This window comes from Pseudomonas floridensis, from assembly GCF_002087235.1.
Taxonomy (GTDB): domain Bacteria; phylum Pseudomonadota; class Gammaproteobacteria; order Pseudomonadales; family Pseudomonadaceae; genus Aquipseudomonas; species Aquipseudomonas floridensis.
Map to the genome: position 1 here is coordinate 1 of NZ_MUIO01000027.1, position 16,521 is coordinate 16,521.

The 16,521-nt window shown below is 61.8% G+C and carries 18 protein-coding genes and 1 pseudogene; 15 read left to right on the forward strand and 4 right to left on the reverse strand.

The features are described from left to right. Together BZK31_RS09875 and BZK31_RS09880 are read left to right on the forward strand one after the other, a co-directional pair. The coding region (locus tag BZK31_RS09875; protein WP_157900721.1) for a Tn3 family transposase at positions 1-593 on the forward strand (593 nt) is incomplete at its 5' end. 79 nt (positions 594-672) lie between these two features. Further along, complete coding sequence (locus BZK31_RS09880; protein WP_083182511.1) at positions 673-1,722, forward strand: DMT family transporter; 1,050 nt, start codon at positions 673-675, stop codon at positions 1,720-1,722. Between the two features lie 391 nt (positions 1,723-2,113). On the opposite strand, the gene BZK31_RS09885 is transcribed toward BZK31_RS09880, so the two are convergent. After that, positions 2,114-2,380: a hypothetical protein gene (locus BZK31_RS09885; RefSeq protein WP_083182512.1), complete on the reverse strand. Its 267-nt coding sequence runs from the start codon at positions 2,378-2,380 to the stop codon at positions 2,114-2,116. A 266-nt stretch (positions 2,381-2,646) separates the two neighbouring features. On the opposite strand from BZK31_RS09885, the gene BZK31_RS09890 reads away from it, so the two are divergent. From BZK31_RS09890 to BZK31_RS09930, 9 genes are all read left to right on the forward strand, one after another. Further along, positions 2,647-3,060, forward strand: coding sequence for an arsenate reductase ArsC (locus BZK31_RS09890; RefSeq protein ID WP_083182513.1), 414 nt, complete (start codon positions 2,647-2,649; stop codon positions 3,058-3,060). An 8-nt stretch (positions 3,061-3,068) separates the two neighbouring features. Then, positions 3,069-3,425 carry a metalloregulator ArsR/SmtB family transcription factor gene (locus BZK31_RS09895; protein WP_083182514.1) on the forward strand — a complete coding sequence of 119 codons (357 nt, stop codon included), beginning with the start codon at positions 3,069-3,071 and terminating at the stop codon, positions 3,423-3,425. Positions 3,426-3,469: 44 nt separating this feature from the next. After that, on the forward strand, positions 3,470-3,955 hold the full coding sequence (locus BZK31_RS09900) for an arsenate reductase ArsC (RefSeq protein WP_083182515.1): 486 nt from the start codon (positions 3,470-3,472) through the stop codon (positions 3,953-3,955). A gap of 2 nt (positions 3,956-3,957) precedes the next feature. Continuing rightward, complete coding sequence (gene arsB / locus BZK31_RS09905; RefSeq protein ID WP_083182516.1) at positions 3,958-5,019, forward strand: ACR3 family arsenite efflux transporter; 1,062 nt, start codon at positions 3,958-3,960, stop codon at positions 5,017-5,019. 4 nt (positions 5,020-5,023) lie between these two features. Then, positions 5,024-5,740: an arsenical resistance protein ArsH gene (gene arsH, locus BZK31_RS09910; protein ID WP_083182517.1), complete on the forward strand. Its 717-nt coding sequence runs from the start codon at positions 5,024-5,026 to the stop codon at positions 5,738-5,740. A gap of 13 nt (positions 5,741-5,753) precedes the next feature. Next, positions 5,754-6,293 carry a cyclin-dependent kinase inhibitor 3 family protein gene (locus tag BZK31_RS09915; RefSeq protein WP_083182518.1) on the forward strand — a complete coding sequence of 180 codons (540 nt, stop codon included), beginning with the start codon at positions 5,754-5,756 and terminating at the stop codon, positions 6,291-6,293. Next, on the forward strand, positions 6,290-7,294 hold the full coding sequence (locus tag BZK31_RS09920) for an ArsJ-associated glyceraldehyde-3-phosphate dehydrogenase (protein WP_083182519.1): 1,005 nt from the start codon (positions 6,290-6,292) through the stop codon (positions 7,292-7,294). Before BZK31_RS09915 ends, BZK31_RS09920 begins: the two co-directional genes overlap by 4 nt. A 19-nt stretch (positions 7,295-7,313) precedes the next feature. Beyond that, on the forward strand, positions 7,314-8,549 hold the full coding sequence (gene arsJ, locus BZK31_RS09925) for an organoarsenical effux MFS transporter ArsJ (RefSeq protein ID WP_083182520.1): 1,236 nt from the start codon (positions 7,314-7,316) through the stop codon (positions 8,547-8,549). Between the two features lie 74 nt (positions 8,550-8,623). Further along, positions 8,624-9,085, forward strand: a complete 462-nt coding sequence (locus BZK31_RS09930) for a hypothetical protein (protein WP_083182521.1) — start codon at positions 8,624-8,626, stop codon at positions 9,083-9,085. 55 nt (positions 9,086-9,140) lie between these two features. On the opposite strand, the gene BZK31_RS30050 is transcribed toward BZK31_RS09930, so the two are convergent. Continuing rightward, positions 9,141-9,575, reverse strand: coding sequence for a hypothetical protein (locus BZK31_RS30050; protein ID WP_240635086.1), 435 nt, complete (start codon positions 9,573-9,575; stop codon positions 9,141-9,143). An 81-nt stretch (positions 9,576-9,656) separates the two neighbouring features. Between BZK31_RS30050 and BZK31_RS09940 the strand changes: the two are divergent. The 3 genes and pseudogenes from BZK31_RS09940 to BZK31_RS09955 all read left to right on the forward strand — a co-directional run. Continuing rightward, positions 9,657-10,181 (forward strand): annotated as a pseudogene (locus tag BZK31_RS09940) (arsenic resistance protein); the annotation flags it as partial. A 57-nt stretch (positions 10,182-10,238) separates the two neighbouring features. After that, positions 10,239-12,134 (forward strand): hypothetical protein, encoded by a 1,896-nt coding sequence (locus tag BZK31_RS29840; RefSeq protein WP_208617195.1) that lies wholly within the window; start codon positions 10,239-10,241, stop codon positions 12,132-12,134. A gap of 11 nt (positions 12,135-12,145) precedes the next feature. Then, entirely contained in the window at positions 12,146-12,904 is a 759-nt protein-coding gene (locus BZK31_RS09955; RefSeq protein ID WP_006473465.1) for a DUF6118 family protein, read from the forward strand. A 19-nt stretch (positions 12,905-12,923) separates the two neighbouring features. Here BZK31_RS09955 and BZK31_RS09960 read toward each other — a convergent pair whose 3' ends face one another. Further along, entirely contained in the window at positions 12,924-13,490 is a 567-nt protein-coding gene (locus BZK31_RS09960) for a TetR/AcrR family transcriptional regulator (protein WP_003830785.1), read from the reverse strand. 10 nt (positions 13,491-13,500) lie between these two features. Then, the gene (locus BZK31_RS09965; RefSeq protein ID WP_003830786.1) at positions 13,501-15,012 is read right to left on the reverse strand and encodes an MFS transporter; all 1,512 of its coding nucleotides are present in this window, start codon (positions 15,010-15,012) and stop codon (positions 13,501-13,503) included. Between the two features lie 307 nt (positions 15,013-15,319). Here BZK31_RS09965 and BZK31_RS09975 point away from each other — a divergent pair. Next, positions 15,320-16,521, forward strand: a 1,202-nt coding sequence (locus tag BZK31_RS09975; protein WP_043157050.1) for a DDE-type integrase/transposase/recombinase, incomplete at its 3' end; no start/stop codon positions are given.

Genomic DNA, 16,521 nt, shown 5'->3' on the forward strand with positions numbered 1-16,521 from the left:
ACGGCAAGCTCAACGGGCTCGCCCGCCAGTCGGTCAAACTCGACCTGATCGCCGAGCACTGGGATGACCTGTTGCGCCTGGCCGGGTCGCTCAAACTCGGCCGGGTACCAGCCACCGGCATCATGCGCACCCTGCAAACGGGGGATAGACCCACCCGGCTGGCCCAGGCGCTGGCCGAGTTCGGACGGATCGAGAAGACCCTGCACACCCTGACCTACATCGACGACGAGTCCAAACGCCGCGCCACCCTGACCCAGTTGAACCGAGGCGAAGGCCGCCACAGCTTGGCCCGCGCCGTGTTCCATGGCAAACGCGGCGAGCTGCGTCAGCGCTACCGCGAAGGGCAGGAAGACCAGCTCGGGGCCCTGGGCCTGGTGGTGAACATCATCGTACTGTGGAACACCCTCTACATGACGGCGGCCGTGGAACGGCTCAAGCAGCACGGCTACCCGGTGCAGGAGGAGGATTTGGCCCGGCTATCACCGCTGATCTACGAGCACATCAACATGCTCGGCCGGTACTCCTTCGCGGTACCGGAAGAAGTCGCACGTGGAGAACTGCGACCATTGCGCAATCCAGACGACGACCTGTGATCTGAACGGGCTTGCACTTTATGAGGGCGCTCCTGTAACCCATGAGGCTATGCCCTGCCAAATAACGGAGTTGAACGAAATGAATTGGAAGGAAGGTCTGCGCCAACCCGGCGTGTTGGCAGCGCTGGGGGCTGCCGTACTGTTCGGCGCGGGAACGCCGCTGGCGAAACTGCTGTTGAACAGTGTCAGCCCTTGGCTGCTGGCGAGCCTGCTCTACCTCGGTTCAGGGGTAGGGCTAACGCTGTACCGCCTCCTGAGCCGCGCCCCAGCGGTTAGTCTGCCGCGCCACGAAGCACCGTGGCTCGCCGGCGCAATTGGAGCGGGCGGCGTTGTTGGGTCGGTGTTGTTGATGCTGGGACTAACCGGCATGCCGGCATCGGGCGCATCACTATTGCTCAACGCCGAGGGCGTGTTCACCGCCCTGCTGGCGTGGTTCGCTTTCAAGGAGAATTTTGACCGCCGCATCGCGCTGGGCATGGTGGCCATCGTGGCCGGCGCGGTTGTCCTGAGCTGGCCGGGTGAGGCCCGCTTCGCCGGCTTGTGGCCAGCACTGGCGATATTAGGTGCGTGCTTCGCCTGGGGCATCGACAACAACCTGACCCGCAAGGTGTCGCTGTCGGACGCCACCTGGATTGCCTCGGTCAAAGGTTTGGTTGCCGGCTCGGTCAACCTGGCTTTGGCCTTTGCTGTGGGTGCGACGTTGCCGCCGTTGCCCAACCTGGTCGGCGCGCTGGTGGTGGGTTTCCTCGCTTATGGCGTTAGCTTGGCGTTATTCGTCATCGCTCTACGCCACCTCGGCACGGCCCGCACAGGTGCTTACTTCTCTGTAGCGCCGTTCCTGGGGGCGACCCTTGCGGTAGCGCTGGGCGATCCGGTCACACTGCCGCTGCTGATTGCCGGACTGCTAATGGCGCTTGGCATCTGGCTGCACCTGACTGAGCGCCATGAGCATGAACACCGGCACGCTGCGCTGGAGCATGATCACGAGCACGTCCACGACGAACACCACCAACACCTACACGACGAACCCGTCGCGCCTGGCACGAAGCACCGACATCCGCATCAACATGAGCCATTGACCCACACGCATCCACACTTCCCAGACGCGCACCACCGGCACAAACATTAGGTGTAATGGCTCGCGTTTGAAAACAGCCAGGCTCGCAATCAACGCGCTTTCCGGCTCAGATTAACTGCGACTGGCGGAGCCTTCGGGCTCACATTAGCTGCGAGCGAGCTTGCATTCAGCCGCGCCGACTTGCATTCCATCATCGTGGGCTCACGCTTTCTGCAACTGATCTGGAGCGGCTTTCCAGATGCAGTAATCAGCTTTTTATGCTTTGTGGCTCTACTTGTTTGCATGTGGGATGAGCGATTTCGCGAGCCGCCCAGCGGGCTCAAAACGGCCCAGGCTGTGCGAAAACGTCACCCTGACAAACTGAAAACATCGGTGTCCGGGGGGATCAGCAAGTGGTCCACCACACGCGCAGCCTGTTCCGCGGGTGTATCTAGGGTGGAAATTACTTCGCTTCGAGATAGTCCTTCAGTGTTTTCTCGTCGGCAGCTTTTACGGTCATGCCTTCCGGGCCGGCGCCGATGTTGGAGTATTGCTTCGTCGGTTCACCGAACTCTTTGAAGGCTTTCAGTTCTGCGGAACCCTCGCGGAACACCCATAGGCGGCCGTCTTCGATTTCGGTGACGAAGCCAGGCTTGTCATACTGGCTAGCGAAGGCGCTCCCAGCGATCAGGCTGCTCAACAGCATGGCGGTCAGGGTGAGTCGTTTCATGGGGTACTCCTGCATGGGTTGGAAGTGCCGAAGAACTTAGAACTAGATTCATGACAAAATGATTACAGGATATGGATATCCGTGTAACCGTATGTCGTAAAGCTGATCAGGCTCACCCATCCACCTCAAGCCCAGGAATTTCGACCAAGGGTTCCACCTCTGGCGGTTTTGACTGTTCAGAATGAGGCCATTAATCCCCTTCGCTTTACTTAATATTCGCCAATTCGTATATTTGGAAAACCATATTTTCCTTCAAGGGTTGAGCGATGGCCTACAAAACCCGCGTCCTGTTCGTTTGTGTCGCCAACGCTGCCCGTTCGCAGCTGGCAGAGGCGCTGCTGCGGCATACCGATTCCGAGCGCTTCGAGGCCTTTAGTGCCGGTACTGTGCCGAGCGAGGTTGACCCTCGCACCTTCGAGGTCCTCGAACACCTAGGGGTGAGCACCGAGGGGCTGCGCAGCAAGTCGATCGATGAGTTCGAAGGTGAACGTTTCGATTACGTCATCACCTTGTGTGATAAATCGGCGCTGGAGTGTCAGGCCCTGCCCGGAGCGGGTGAAGTGTTGGCCTGGAACTTCGAAGACCCGGTAACCAGCAGCAAGTCTGATGCCTTCCGCCATACCCTTCATGAGATCCATGAGCGCATCAAGATGTTCGTTCTCGTGAAAACCAAACGCTGAGAACCGCAATGGCCGACCACCTGACACCAACAACCGTATTCAAATGCCTGGCTGACGAGACCCGTGTGCGCATGACGCTGCTGATCGCCCGCGAGGAAGAGCTGTGCGTCTGCGAGCTCACCTGCGCCTTGGATGAAAGCCAGCCGAAAATTTCCCGCCACCTGGCGCAACTGCGTAGCTGCGGGTTGCTGGCGGATCGCCGACAAGGGCAATGGGTGTACTACCGCCTACATCCCAACCTGCCGGACTGGGTGCACAGCATTCTAAAAACCATGCTCGAGGCCAACAAGCACTGGCTCAGCCCTGACTCGAAGCGCCTCGAAGGCATGGGTGACCGGCCTGAACGGCTTGCCGCTTGCTGCTGAGCCCCGTCCGCCTGAGCTTTGCTCGGCCACTACGAGATAGCCCGATGAGGATTCTGTTCCTCTGCACGGCCAACAGCTGCCGCAGCATCCTCTCCGAAGCCGTGTTCAATCACCTGGCGCCAGCCGGGATGAAGGCTTTCAGCGCCGGCAGCCAGCCGAAAGGGCTAGTGCATCCGCTCACCCTGAAGACCCTGGAGAGGGCCGGCATCTCCAGTGATGGGCTCTCCAGCAAGTCCAGCGATGTGCATGAAAATCTGGCACCTGACTTCGTCATCACCGTCTGCGACAAGGCCGCAGGGGATACCTGCCCGGTATTCTTCGGCCCGGCCACCAAGGCCCACTGGGGACTGGCTGATCCTTCCGAATACCACGGTACTCAAGAAGAAATAGAGGCCGCGTTTGACGCCACCCTGGAGCGGATCAAAACCCGCATCGAAGCCTTCCTGGCTTTACCGTTCGAGCAGTTGAGTGCCGAACGGCTCAAAGCCGAACTGGCCCAGATAGGCACTCTCAGGCAGCAGGAGGCGTGACGATGCGCAAAAGCCGCCTTTCCTTCCTGGATCGCTACCTGACGGTCTGGATATTTCTAGCCATGGCGCTTGGTATCGGCCTCGGTAGCCTGGTTGATGGTTTGCCGGGTTGGCTCAATGGCCTGTCGGTGGGCTCGACCAATATCCCCATCGCCATCGGCCTGATCGTGATGATGTATCCGCCCTTGGCCAAGGTCAGGTACGAAGAGCTGCCGCAGGTGTTCAAGGACAAGCGCATTCTGGCGCTATCCCTGATACAGAACTGGATCATCGGCCCGGTATTGATGTTCGTCTTGGCCATCGTGTTTCTCGCCGACAAGCCGGAATACATGACTGGCCTGATCCTCATCGGCCTGGCCCGTTGCATCGCCATGGTGCTGGTGTGGAACCAGATCGCGGGCGGCAACAACCAATACGTCGCTGGTTTGGTGGCCTTCAACAGCATCTTCCAGATCCTGTTCTTCAGCGTGTATGCCTGGATTTTTCTTGGCCTTCTGCCGCCGCTGTTCGGCCTTGAAAGCAGCGTGATCGAGACCAGTTTCGTCGACATCGCCGAATCCGTGCTGGTCTACCTTGGCATTCCGTTCCTGGCCGGCTTCCTCACTCGCAAGATGCTGATCAGCCGCAAGGGCCAAACCTGGTACCGCGAACACTTCATTCCGAAGATCAGCCCTCTGACCCTGGTGGCCCTGTTGCTGACCATCGTCGCGATGTTCAGCCTCAAGGGCGATAGGGTGTTGCAATTGCCGTTGGATGTGCTGCGCATTGCCATTCCGTTGACCATCTACTTCGTGGTGATGTTCTTCATCAGTTTCTGGATGGGCAAGCTGCTCGAAGCGGACTACCCGAAAACCACTGCGCTGGCCTTCACCGCTGCCAGCAACAACTTCGAGCTGGCCATCGCTGTGGCCATCGCCACCTTCGGCCTCGCCTCACCAGTGGCCTTCGCCACGGTGATCGGCCCTTTGGTAGAAGTGCCGGTGCTGATCTCCCTAGTCGGGGTGGCCTTCTGGCTGAAACGCCGCTGGTTCGATCATCCCAAAGGCGCCCTCGCTCAGGAGTGAATTCATGTACGACGATCACACCCCAAATCTCGATACCGAACTGGTTGAGCTACCGACGCCGGACAAGCTCAGCATTGAGCTGAAAGCCACGCACAAGCCGCGCATCCTGCTGCTCTACGGCTCGACCCGCGAGCGTTCCTTCAGCCGTCTATTGGTTGAAGAAGCTGCGCGCCTGTTGCAGCACTTTGGCGCTGAGACGCGCATCTTCGACCCTTCCGGTCTGCCCTTGCCAGATGACGCGCCGGACAGCCATCTCAAGGTGCAGGAACTGCGTGAATTGGTGCTCTGGTCGGAAGGTCAGGTTTGGTGCTCGCCGGAACGCCATGGCTCGATGAGCGCCGTATTCAAAGCGCAAATCGACTGGGTTCCGCTGGCCATGGGCGCGGTACGCCCAACCCAGGGCAAGACCCTGGCGGTGATGCAGGTTTGCGGCGGTTCGCAGTCGTTCAATGTGGTCAACCAACTGCGGGTGCTGGGCCGCTGGATGCGCATGGTCACCATCCCCAACCAGTCATCGGTACCCAAGGCCTTTCTCGAGTTCGACGCGGCGGGACGTATGAAACCTTCTTCGTTCTACGACCGCGTGGTGGACGTGGTGGAGGAACTGGTGAAGTTCACATTGCTGCTGCGCGAGCGGCAGGACTATCTGGTCGACCGCTATTCCGAGCGTAAGGAATCGGCGGAAGAACTATCGAAACGCGTCAATCAACGCTCCATTTGAGGAACTCCTGATCGTGCAACAACACCCTTACTCCGTACTCACTGCGGCTGAAGTGAAAGGCCAACTGATCTTCACGCCATGCCCCGGCACCAAGGACACCTCGGTTGCCGAGGCGTTGGGCACGCTCAAGGAAGCCGGCGCGTCAGTCTTGCTGACGTTGATGCCCACCGAGGAACTGCGTCAGAACGAAATCGACCAGTTGCCCGAGCAATGCCAACAGCTCGGCATTGAGTGGTTCCACCTGCCGGTGGAGGACGAGCAGGCCCCCGGCGAGTCATTCCAGGCGGCCTGGGAATTGAACCGTGAGCGGATCAAGCAGTTGCTGGTCGAGGGCAAGAACATCGCCATCCACTGCAAGGGTGGCTCGGGCCGTACCGGGTTGATTGCCGCGCAACTGCTGATCGAGTGCGGAGTGCCGTTCCGCGAAGCGATCAATGAGGTGCAGGCACTGCGTCCCCGCGCCCTCCAGCATCCGGCCCATGTCCACTACATCGCTCAGTTCGACTCCGACAAGTCGGGCGCCAACCAACAGACTCAGAGAACAACAGCATGACCATCAAAGTAGGCATCAACGGTTTTGGTCGGATCGGTCGTCTCGCCCTGCGCGCGGCCTGGGATTGGCCCGAGTTCGAATTCGTGCAGATCAACGATCCGGCAGGCGATGCGGCGACCCACGCCCATCTGTTGAACTTCGATTCGGTGCATGGCCGCTGGCAGCATGAGGCCAGCGCCGAGGGCGATTGCGTGGTGGTCGGCGGCAAGCGCATCAAGGTCAGCGCCAATAAGGCGATTGCCGACACCGACTGGTCGGGCTGCGATCTGGTGATCGAGGCCAGCGGCAAGATGAAAACCGTGGCCGTGCTCCAGGCCTACCTAGATCAGGGCGTGGAGCGCGTGGTGGTCTGTGCCCCAGTGAAGGAGAAGGGCGCGTTGAACGTCGTCATGGGCGTCAACCAGCAGCTGTTCAATCCGGCTGAGCACCACATCGTCACTGCCGCCTCCTGCACCACCAATTGCCTGGCCCCGGTGGTCAAGGTGATCCACAAAAACCTTGGCATCCGCCACGGCTCGATCACCACCATCCACGACCTGACCAACACCCAAAGCATCCTCGACCAGCCACACAAGGATCTGCGCCGTGCCCGCGCCTCGGGCATGAGCCTGATCCCGACCAGCACCGGCTCGGCCACTGCCATCGCGGAAATCTTCCCCGAGCTGCGCGGGCGCCTGAATGGCCACGCGGTGCGCGTGCCGCTGGCCAACGCCTCGCTAACCGACTGCGTATTCGAAGTCGAACGCGCGACCACGGTGGATGAGGTCAACCAACTGTTGAAGGCCGCCGCCGAGAACGAACTGAAAGGCATCCTCGGCTACGAGGAGCGCCCGCTGGTATCCGTCGACTACCGCACCGACCCGCGCTCTTCGATCATCGATGCGCTCTCGACCATGGTGGTCAACGGCACCCAGGTGAAACTCTACGCCTGGTACGACAACGAATGGGGCTACGCCAACCGTACCGTCGAGCTGGCCAAGCTGGTCGGTCTGGCCGATTGATAGGAATCAGGGAGCAATCATGAAAGCGTTGTCAGCCCTTGCACCGGAAGTGCGCCAATATTTGCTGGTGACCGGTAATTACTGGGCATTCACCCTCACCGATGGCGCACTGCGCATGCTGGTGGTGCTGCATTTCCATGCCCTGGGTTACAGCCCGCTGCAGATCGCGTTCCTGTTCCTGTTCTACGAGATCTTCGGGGTCATCACCAACCTGGTGGGCGGCTACCTCGGTGCCCGTCTGGGCCTGAACCGCACCATGAACATCGGCCTGGGCATGCAGGTGCTGGCCTTGCTAATGCTGACGGTGCCCGTAGCCTGGCTGACCATCCCCTGGGTGATGGGCGCCCAGGCGCTGTCGGGCATCGCCAAGGACCTCAACAAAATGAGCGCCAAGAGCTCGATCAAGCTCCTGGTGCCGGACGGCCAGCAAGGCACGCTGTACAAGTGGGTGGCCATCCTTACCGGCTCTAAGAATGCCCTCAAGGGCGTGGGCTTCTTTCTCGGTGGCGCCTTGCTCGCGCTGATGGGCTTCAAGGGCGCGGTGTTGGCCATGGCTGCCGTCCTGGCGCTGATCTGGCTGAGTAGCCTGTTTTTGCTGAAGAAGGATCTGGGCAAGGCCAAGGCCAAACCGAAGTTCCGCGACATCCTGTCCAAGAGTCGAGCGATCAATATTCTCTCGGCGGCGCGGATGTTCCTCTTCGGCGCCCGCGATGTCTGGTTTGTGGTGGCCTTGCCGGTGTACCTGAGTGCGGTATTCGGCTGGGACTTCTGGCAGGTCGGCGGCTTCCTCGCCGCCTGGGTCATCGGCTATGGCATCGTGCAGTCCTTCGCGCCGGCCATCACCGGCAAGCAGCGCGGGCATGTTCCCGATGGTCGCGCCGCCTTCGTCTGGGCGCTGCTGTTGGCCGGTCTGCCGGCCGCTATCGCGCTGGGATTGAATGCTGGGCTGTCCGCGCAGGTGGTGCTGCTGGGCGGCTTGATGCTGTTCGGCGCGCTGTTCGCGGTGAACTCGTCGCTGCACAGCTACCTGATCGTCTCCTACGCCAAGGAAGACGGGGTGTCGCTGGATGTGGGTTTCTACTACATGTCCAACGCCATCGGCCGGCTGATCGGCACCCTGTTGTCCGGGTGGATCTACCAGGCTTATGGGTTGGGTGCCTGCCTGTGGATTTCGACAGCCTTCGTGTTGCTGGCCGCGCTGATTTCTATCGCCTTACCCAGGCACGCCGAGGCGAGTATGAAGCCGTCAACATGACGGAATGAGCCTTCGCACTCTTTGTGCGAGCGGAGGCGTTGGTAGCCTGAATTAGCGGATGTTGGAGGCACACCATGAGTAGGTTTCTCGATATATCCGCACTGCCACTGGCGGTGCTTGCAGCCTTTGTATTGACCGCCTGTGATCAAGGCGAGACGCCAGCCAAGCGCCCACCCGGCGTGGAAAAGACGATTGAAGGGACATGGTTTATAGGTGAGTGGCGCAATAACCAGAGGGATGCTTTGGCGCTACCGGCATTTCGGCTTTCGTCTGACAAGCTGCTATGGGGCGACTGCACTGCAGACATTGGCGGTCTGGTCAGTCATGACGAGAAACGAGCATTCCTGGTGGTAAAAAAGGGCAGCATCTGTCCAGCCAACAGCCAAGGACTACTGAAGGACATACTTCTGCAGCGCATAAACGACTGCATGGCCAGTGTCGAGCTATACGCTTCTGCGGAAGATATCAAGCAAGGCCCCCCTCAACAGTCAGCGGTATATATCAAGGCCGGCTGCAGTCCGCTTCAGGCGGACTGATCGACGAGAAAGGCGTCGATCTCGCTACCCCCGAAAACGTAAAATTAGCCAGTGCTCAGATCGGCAGCCCCGCCGCCAGCATCTTGTCACGCAGCTCGGCAGCGCGCGCCGGGTCAAGCGCATTACTGAACAGCGCCTTGATCTCAGTAGGCCTGGCGTCGAACTGCTCCACCAGATCCTTGATGCGGTAGCCGTGACGCGTCAAGGTCGGTTCCAGGTCATCCAGTTGGCGCGACAGCACCGACTCCACCAGCTCCGCCGAAACGGGTTTCTCGCCGATCAGATAACCGGCTTCCAGTGCCAAGCTGAGGTGCAGTTGGATTTGCAGTGGTGTGCGCAGCTTGGTGGCAAGCAAGTCGATGGCATCCTCAGTCAGGATCGACTCGGCTTGGGTCAGTTCGTCGGCGATGGCGAGTTTGGCCGCAATGGCATTGGGAAAACGGTATTCGTGCGCCTCGGCATCGAAGGGTTCGGACGCGACTGTGGCCAAACTTTATGCTGCCAAAACCACTCCCCACCTCTTCGTAATCAACCCCGATGGGCTGGTAATTTATGCCGGAGCGATCGTGGCCAATCGGCTGTCGTGGTATCGGCGGGTCCGTTCATCGAGGCGTTCCTGGTGCTGATCGTTGCCCCCTTGCTGCTGGCTGTAGTCACCGAGGCCCTATCCAAGCGCATAGCTATCGTCAGAGCCTGGAGCACCGCCTGGGCGTGGTTACCGGTACCCGCAATGGCCGCAGTGCTAATCGTGGTGGTGGGTTCGCAAATCACGCCCGTCGTGCGCGACATCGATAAGCTAGCGCCGGTTATTCCTGTTTACATCGGCTTTCTGCTTCTGGCTCCGCTGATGGGGGCTCTCGCATCGCGGCTCTTCAAGTTGCCATCAGCCACTGCCCGAGCCGTCACCTTCAGTGCATCAACCCGAAACTCTCTGGTGGTTTTGCCACTGGCTCTTGCCCTCCCAGAAGAGGTGCGCGGCCTCGCTGCAGCTGCGGTGATTACCCAAACACTGGTGGAGCTGATTGGGGAACTGATCTACATCCGGGCGATACCAGCTTGCGTTTGGCGGGCTCGCTCGACCGTAGCTGCCCCATAACTCCACCTGGAGTACAGCCTACCGGGTGGCAAGCTCACGGAACCACATAGAGCTTAAATGCACTTTCTGTTCTATTGCTCCCCCAAATGGCAGATTCAGGGCTTACGTTGGTTTTTGGTTCCGTTGCTCCCCAAACCCCATGTTCGCGCCATCAACGACGCGATCCGGGCCGAGCTACAGGACCGGGGCGAGCTGGCGCAGGGCGAGGACGCCGGCGCGCTGACCTTCCAGACCAATGACGGCAAGCGGGAGTTCGCGCCCGGCGACCGCATCGTGTTCTTGGAGAACAACCGCGACCTTGGCGTGAAAAACGGGATGCTAGGCACGGTCGATCATGTCGAGCCGGGCCGCATCATTGCCACGCTCGACGGCCGGGGCGGCGATAGTGTTTCCGTGCCGATGGGCGATTATCAGGCGATCGACCACGGCTATGCGACGACGATTCACAAAAATCAGGGGGCGACGGTGGACCGCGCCTATGTGATGGCGTCGGGGACGATGGACCGGCATCTAACCTATGTCGCCATGACCCGGCATCGTGACGGGGTGCAGCTCTACGCGGCACAGGACGAGTTCACCAATGCCGGCCGGCTGGTCGAGCATGGGGCCGCGCCCTATGAGCATGACCCGCAGAAGTCCGACAGCTATTTCGTGACGCTGGAAAACGACAAGGGCGAGCAGCGCACCCTATGGGGCGTCGATCTTGAGCGCGCCATGAAGGAGGCCGCGCCCGAGATCGGGGAGAAGATCGGCCTACAGCATGAGGGTTCCACCCCCGTCACCTTGCCGGATGGGACGCAGACGCACCGCAACACATGGAAGGTTCAGGACGCCGGCGAGCTGGCCTATAGCCAGCTAGAGCGCCGCCTGTCGCGGTCGGGCGTGAAGGAAACGACGCTCGACTATACCCGCGACTTTGCCGAGCGGCGCGGGATCGCGGAGCAAATGGGCGTCCGCAGCGAGATCGAGATTCCGGCCGAGCGCACCGGGCTACGTGCGGAACGGGAGTCGACGGCCGGGGATCATGCCCTTGATCGGAGATCCTCGCAAAAAGTTCGCGCGGATCTCGCGCAGGATCTTCGTGCAGATCCGCGCGAGGATCTCGCCGGCGATCGACAGCAGCGCCAACGGCCGTTCGAGGGCCTGAAACTCGGCCGCCGCGCCGCGCCCGAGAGCCGCGAGCCAGACCGCGCCGGCGCGGACGGCCCGCAGATCGACCAGAAACGGCCGCAGCAGGCCGAGAAGCAGCGGCGCGGTATGTTCGCCGGCCTCAAGCTCAATGCGCGTCCTGCCCCCTCACAGGAGCGCACAGAGCGGCCGGAAAGGGAAGGGAGCTTGCGGCAGGCGCCTGCGCCCGACCGGCTGGCCGAGCGGGCGCGGGGGCAGTCGCCGCTTGAGGCCGCCGTTGACCGCTATTCGCGGGCCTATCAGTCGATCGACCAGCACCGGCGCGAGGGCTTGCCGGTCCTCGACATGCAGCGGCAGGAAATAGGCGATGCCGGCCGGCAGCTCGACCAGGTGCAGGGCGGCATGAAAGATTTGCTGCGCTCGACGTTGCAAAACGACCCGGCGACGGTGCGCGCCATGACCGAGCTTTCCGGCCGGGAGCGTGTCGCGCAGGTTATCGACGGGATGAAGCGCGAAAACGCGGCGCTGCAAGACCCGAATATCAGGGCCGAGCGGTTCGTTGAACGCTGGCAGGAGCTACAGGGCCAGCGCCGGGAGCTTCGCGGCTGGCAGCACGACGATGCCCGCGCCAAGGTCGAAAGCCAGATGAACGGCATGACCAAGAGCCTTGAGCGTGACCCGCAGGTAGATTCCATCCTGCGCAATCGCCGTCAGGAACTCGGAATCGGGCAGCAGCAGCGCCGGGGGCAGAGCATCGCCCACGAGCTGCAAGAGGAAATGTCACGCAGCCGGCAACTTAGCCGGGGCATCGGTTTGGGAAGGTAGGCACGGAGAATATGGCGGAGCTGGACGACGACAGGGAAGGAATCGAGCCGGAAGCACTGGACGAGGACGCCGGCGACCCGGCCGCCGCGTTCGACGCGCTCCGGCGCACGATCGAGACGCAGGGCGCGCAGATCGGCGCGGAAATGACCGTGATGCGGCGCGGGCTGGAAGCGGCTTTCGACCAGCTCGAAAAGATCGAGCCGGCGCAGGACTACAAGCCCCAGCTCGCCCAGCTCGTGCAGGCGCTCGACAATGTTGCGGAGCGGCTGCACGGCGTAGAGCAATCGCCTATTCTCCGGCAGGGTGCGACACACTATGCGGCGCTCCTCGAGCGCAGCGGCGAGGCCCTGATACGCACCGCCGCGCAGCAGCTCGAGCGGCAGGCGTCCGACCTCGAGCGCGCCGGCCGGAACCTCGCCGCTCATACGAAAAGCGCCTACGACCGGAAAAGTCAGGATTTCCGCATATGGATGGCCGGCCTTGTCGGGCTGTTCGTCGGCATATTCCTGATTTTGCTGTTGCCGCGTTTCCTGCCCTTCTCGGCCGACACCCATGTTGCGGCGACCGTCATAGGTCAGGACCGATGGAACGCCGGCGTCACCATGATGCGGGTGGCCGATCCCCGAAGCTGGCGCGGCGTGGCCGATTCCTCGCAGCTCGTGCGCGACAATGCCGAGGCGATCGGGCAATGCGCCGAGGCCGCGCGCACGGCCGGTTCAGATCAGCAATGCACCATCACCGTGAAAGCGCCGGCAGCACCGGCGCAGTAGGGTTGTGGGGGGACACCAGTTATTTCGGGAGGTTTTCTTCCGCCTCAACAGGTCCGGCGGCCATCGCGACGAGGCGCGCCGCGATACGCTTGCGCAGTTGCTCGGGGAGCGGGCGCGACGACAGCGCCTCGTGAATCCACAGCCCATCGGCGGCAAGGCGCGAAATGAACCTGTCCAACTCGGCAGCGTCGTTTCCAATCGGCGCAGGAGGTGCCCAGCGGTCGATGACCTGTTGCCACAGATCGCCAAGCTGCCGATTGTCGGAGCTTTCCAGTATGAGCAGCAGTTCGACCCGCCGGGCAGCTCTTGCGCAGGTGTTGATGTAGGCGGCGTGTCGTTCGGCGTCTGTCGCCCTGTCCGAGGTGTTGCCGGCGCTCGCTTCCAGCTCCTGTTCCCATGAGCGAGTCAGATGCTCATGGGTGGCGAGGATCAGGGCTTCGCGCGACGGGAAATGATACAGAAGGCCGGCGCGTGTCATGCCGGTTTCGAGCGCTACGGCGTCGAGGGTGACGGCGGTGAGGCCGTCACGCTCGATGATGCTCACAATGGCTTCAAGCACTTCGAGGCGCTTGCTGGCTCTCGCCATGTCGGCTTCCTTAGTGTTGTGTGGGATAGGCTGACGATTGCGAGCCGGGACCGTAGCGCCGCAACAGGATGCCGGTGATCAGGGCACCCACGGCCAGAACACCCGCCGCCACGTACATGACGACCGTATAGGCGTGGTCGAATGCGATTCCTGCCGCTTGACGCACGACAACACCATCGGCCCCCGCCTCGTTGGCAAAGACCAGCGCCGACGCCATGCTGTCGCGGGCCGCTTCCGAGGTTCCGGCGGGGAACACGACGTTGACCGTATAGAGGTAGGCCAAAAGACTTCCGAGAATTGTGACAGCGAACAGACTGCCAAACTCGTAGGACACTTCCTCGACCGACGACGCCATGCCGGCGCGATGCACAGGCACATTGCCCACAATAGCCGTTGATGCCACCGACATTGTTGCACCTACGCCGGCACCGGTCAGCGCCAGACCGGCGATCAGCCAGCCAAGGCCATGAGTGATGCCCCATGTCGCAAGCAGGACCGCCAGCGATCCCGCCGCAAGCCCGCCAGCTATAAGGATACGTAGGCCAATACGATGCAGGAATGCACCACCGAGCAGCGCAGTCGGCAATGATCCGAGCGCCGCCGCCGAAACCAGCATCCCGGCTTCCAGCGGCGTGAAGCCCGCAACGAGCTGGAAGCGTTGCGTCGTAGCAAGCTCAACACCGCCGATGGCGAACAGGGAGAACGCGGCCGCTAGAACGCCCGATGTGAACGCGGCATTGCGGAAGATCGAGAAGTCGAGCAGCGGGAACGGCAGGCGCAGTTGCCGGCGGACGAACAGCGCTCCGGCGAGGATGGCAACCAGCAGCGAAATAGCGGGGACGGCCCACGACTGCCCGGCATGGGCAGATTCCTTGATCGCGATCACAAAAGCCGACAGCGCCACCAATGCCTGAAACGACGACACCACGTCCCAAGGCTTGGTCGCATCGCCGGCCACCTTCGGCGCAACGATCAGCGCCGAAATGAAGGCAGCGACCACTACCGGCACATTGATGAGGAACACCGACCCCCACCAGAAATGGCCGAGAAGAAAACCGCCGATGATCGGTCCGAGCGCAGCGCCGACGACCGACAACGACCCCCAGATCGCAATGGCGATGTTGCGTTCCCGGTCATCCTCGAAGGTGACGCGGATGAGGGCGAGTGTCGCGGGCATCATCGCCGCCGCGCCGACCGCCAGAAAGGCCCGCGCCCCGATCAGGATTTCCGCTGTAGGCGAATAGGCCGCCACAATCGACGCGACACCGAACAGCACGAGGCCGATGAGGAACATGCGCCGGTGACCGATCCTGTCACCCAGCGTCCCGGTGCCGAGCAGCAGGCCGGCCATGACGAGGGGGTATGCGTTGATGATCCACAACCCTTGCGTTGCCGTCGCGCCAAGCTCGCGCGTCAGGGTAGGCAGGGCCGTGTAGAGGACCGAATTGTCCAGAACGATAAGCAGGAGACCGGCGGCGACGGTCACCAGAAGAACCCAGCGGTTCGAGTGGGCGGCAGGCATGATAGCAACATTCAGTGAGAGTAGCCAAACTTTACAGACAAGTTAGTAAAGTATCAAGCGCCTGCCCGTGAGGAACTTCAGACAATGGCCGACAGCGGGGCTTCGCATTCCGGGGCGCGATCAATTTGTCGCGAAATTCCTGATTTTTGCGACAAAATCGCCGGTGTCGTTTTCAGAAGACGACCGCACCATCTGACTGGATGTAACGCCTGGTGTGCATACGGCTCCTGACAGCCCAATATCAGGAGTCGTCTGCACCAATCTCGACTATGCTCAATACTCGTGTGCACCAAAGCGAGGTTTGGGCATGACATCAGACACTCCACCGATTGCCGCGCAAGGCGTGGCCACCCTGCCCGACGAGGCATGGGCGCAAGCCCGGCACCGGACGGAAATCATCGGGCCACTGGCAGCGCTTGAGGTGGTCGGGCATGAAGCCGCCGATGAGGCAGCCCAAGCGCTGGGCCTGTCCCGGCGACAGGTATATGTCCTGATCCGTCGCGCCCGGCAGGGTACTGGCCTGGTAACAGACCTGACGCCCGGCCGATCCGGCGGCGGCAAAGGCAAGGGGCGCTTGCCGGAACCGGTCGAGCGCATCATCCGCGAGCTGCTGCAAAAGCGCTTCCTGACCAAGCAGAAACGCAGCCTGGCGGCGTTCCACCGCGAAGTCGCGCAGGCGTGCAAAACCCAGAAGCTGCCGGTGCCGGCGCGCAACACCGTGGCCCAGCGGATTGCCGGACTACACCCGGCGAAAATAGCCCGCAGCCGGGGCGGGCAGGACGCTGCCCGTCCCTTGCAAGGCGCGGGTGGCATTCCGCCAGAAGTCACCATGCCGCTGGAACAGGTGCAGATCGACCACACCGTCATCGACCTGATCGTGGTCGACGAGCGCGACCGGCAACCGATTGGCCGCCCATATTTGACCCTCGCCATCGACGTGTTCACGCGCTGCGTACTCGGCATGGTGGTCACGCTGGAAGCGCCGTCCGCCGTCTCGGTCGGCCTATGCCTCGCGCATGCCGCCTGCGACAAGCGGCCCTGGCTGGAAGGGCTGAATGTGGAAATGGACTGGCCGATGAGCGGCAAGCCCAGGCTGCTCTATCTGGACAACGCGGCCGAGTTCAAAAGCGAAGCGCTGCGCCGTGGCTGCGAACAGCATGGCATCCGGCTGGACTATCGCCCACCAGGCCAGCCGCACTACGGCGGCATCGTGGAACGGATCATCGGCACGGCGATGCAGATGATCCACGACGAATTACCGGGGACGACCTTCTCCAATCCCGGCCAGCGCGGCGAGTACGATTCCGAGAAGATGGCCACCCTGACGCTGCGCGAGCTGGAGCGCTGGCTCGCGTTGGCGGTAGGCACCTATCACGGCTCCGTGCACAACGGCCTGCTCCAGCCGCCGGCCGCGCGCTGGGCCGAGGCCGTGGAGCGCGTTGGCGTCCCGGCCGTCGTTACCCGCCCCACCGCGTTTTTGGTCGATTTCCGGCTCTGTTGCAAAAATCG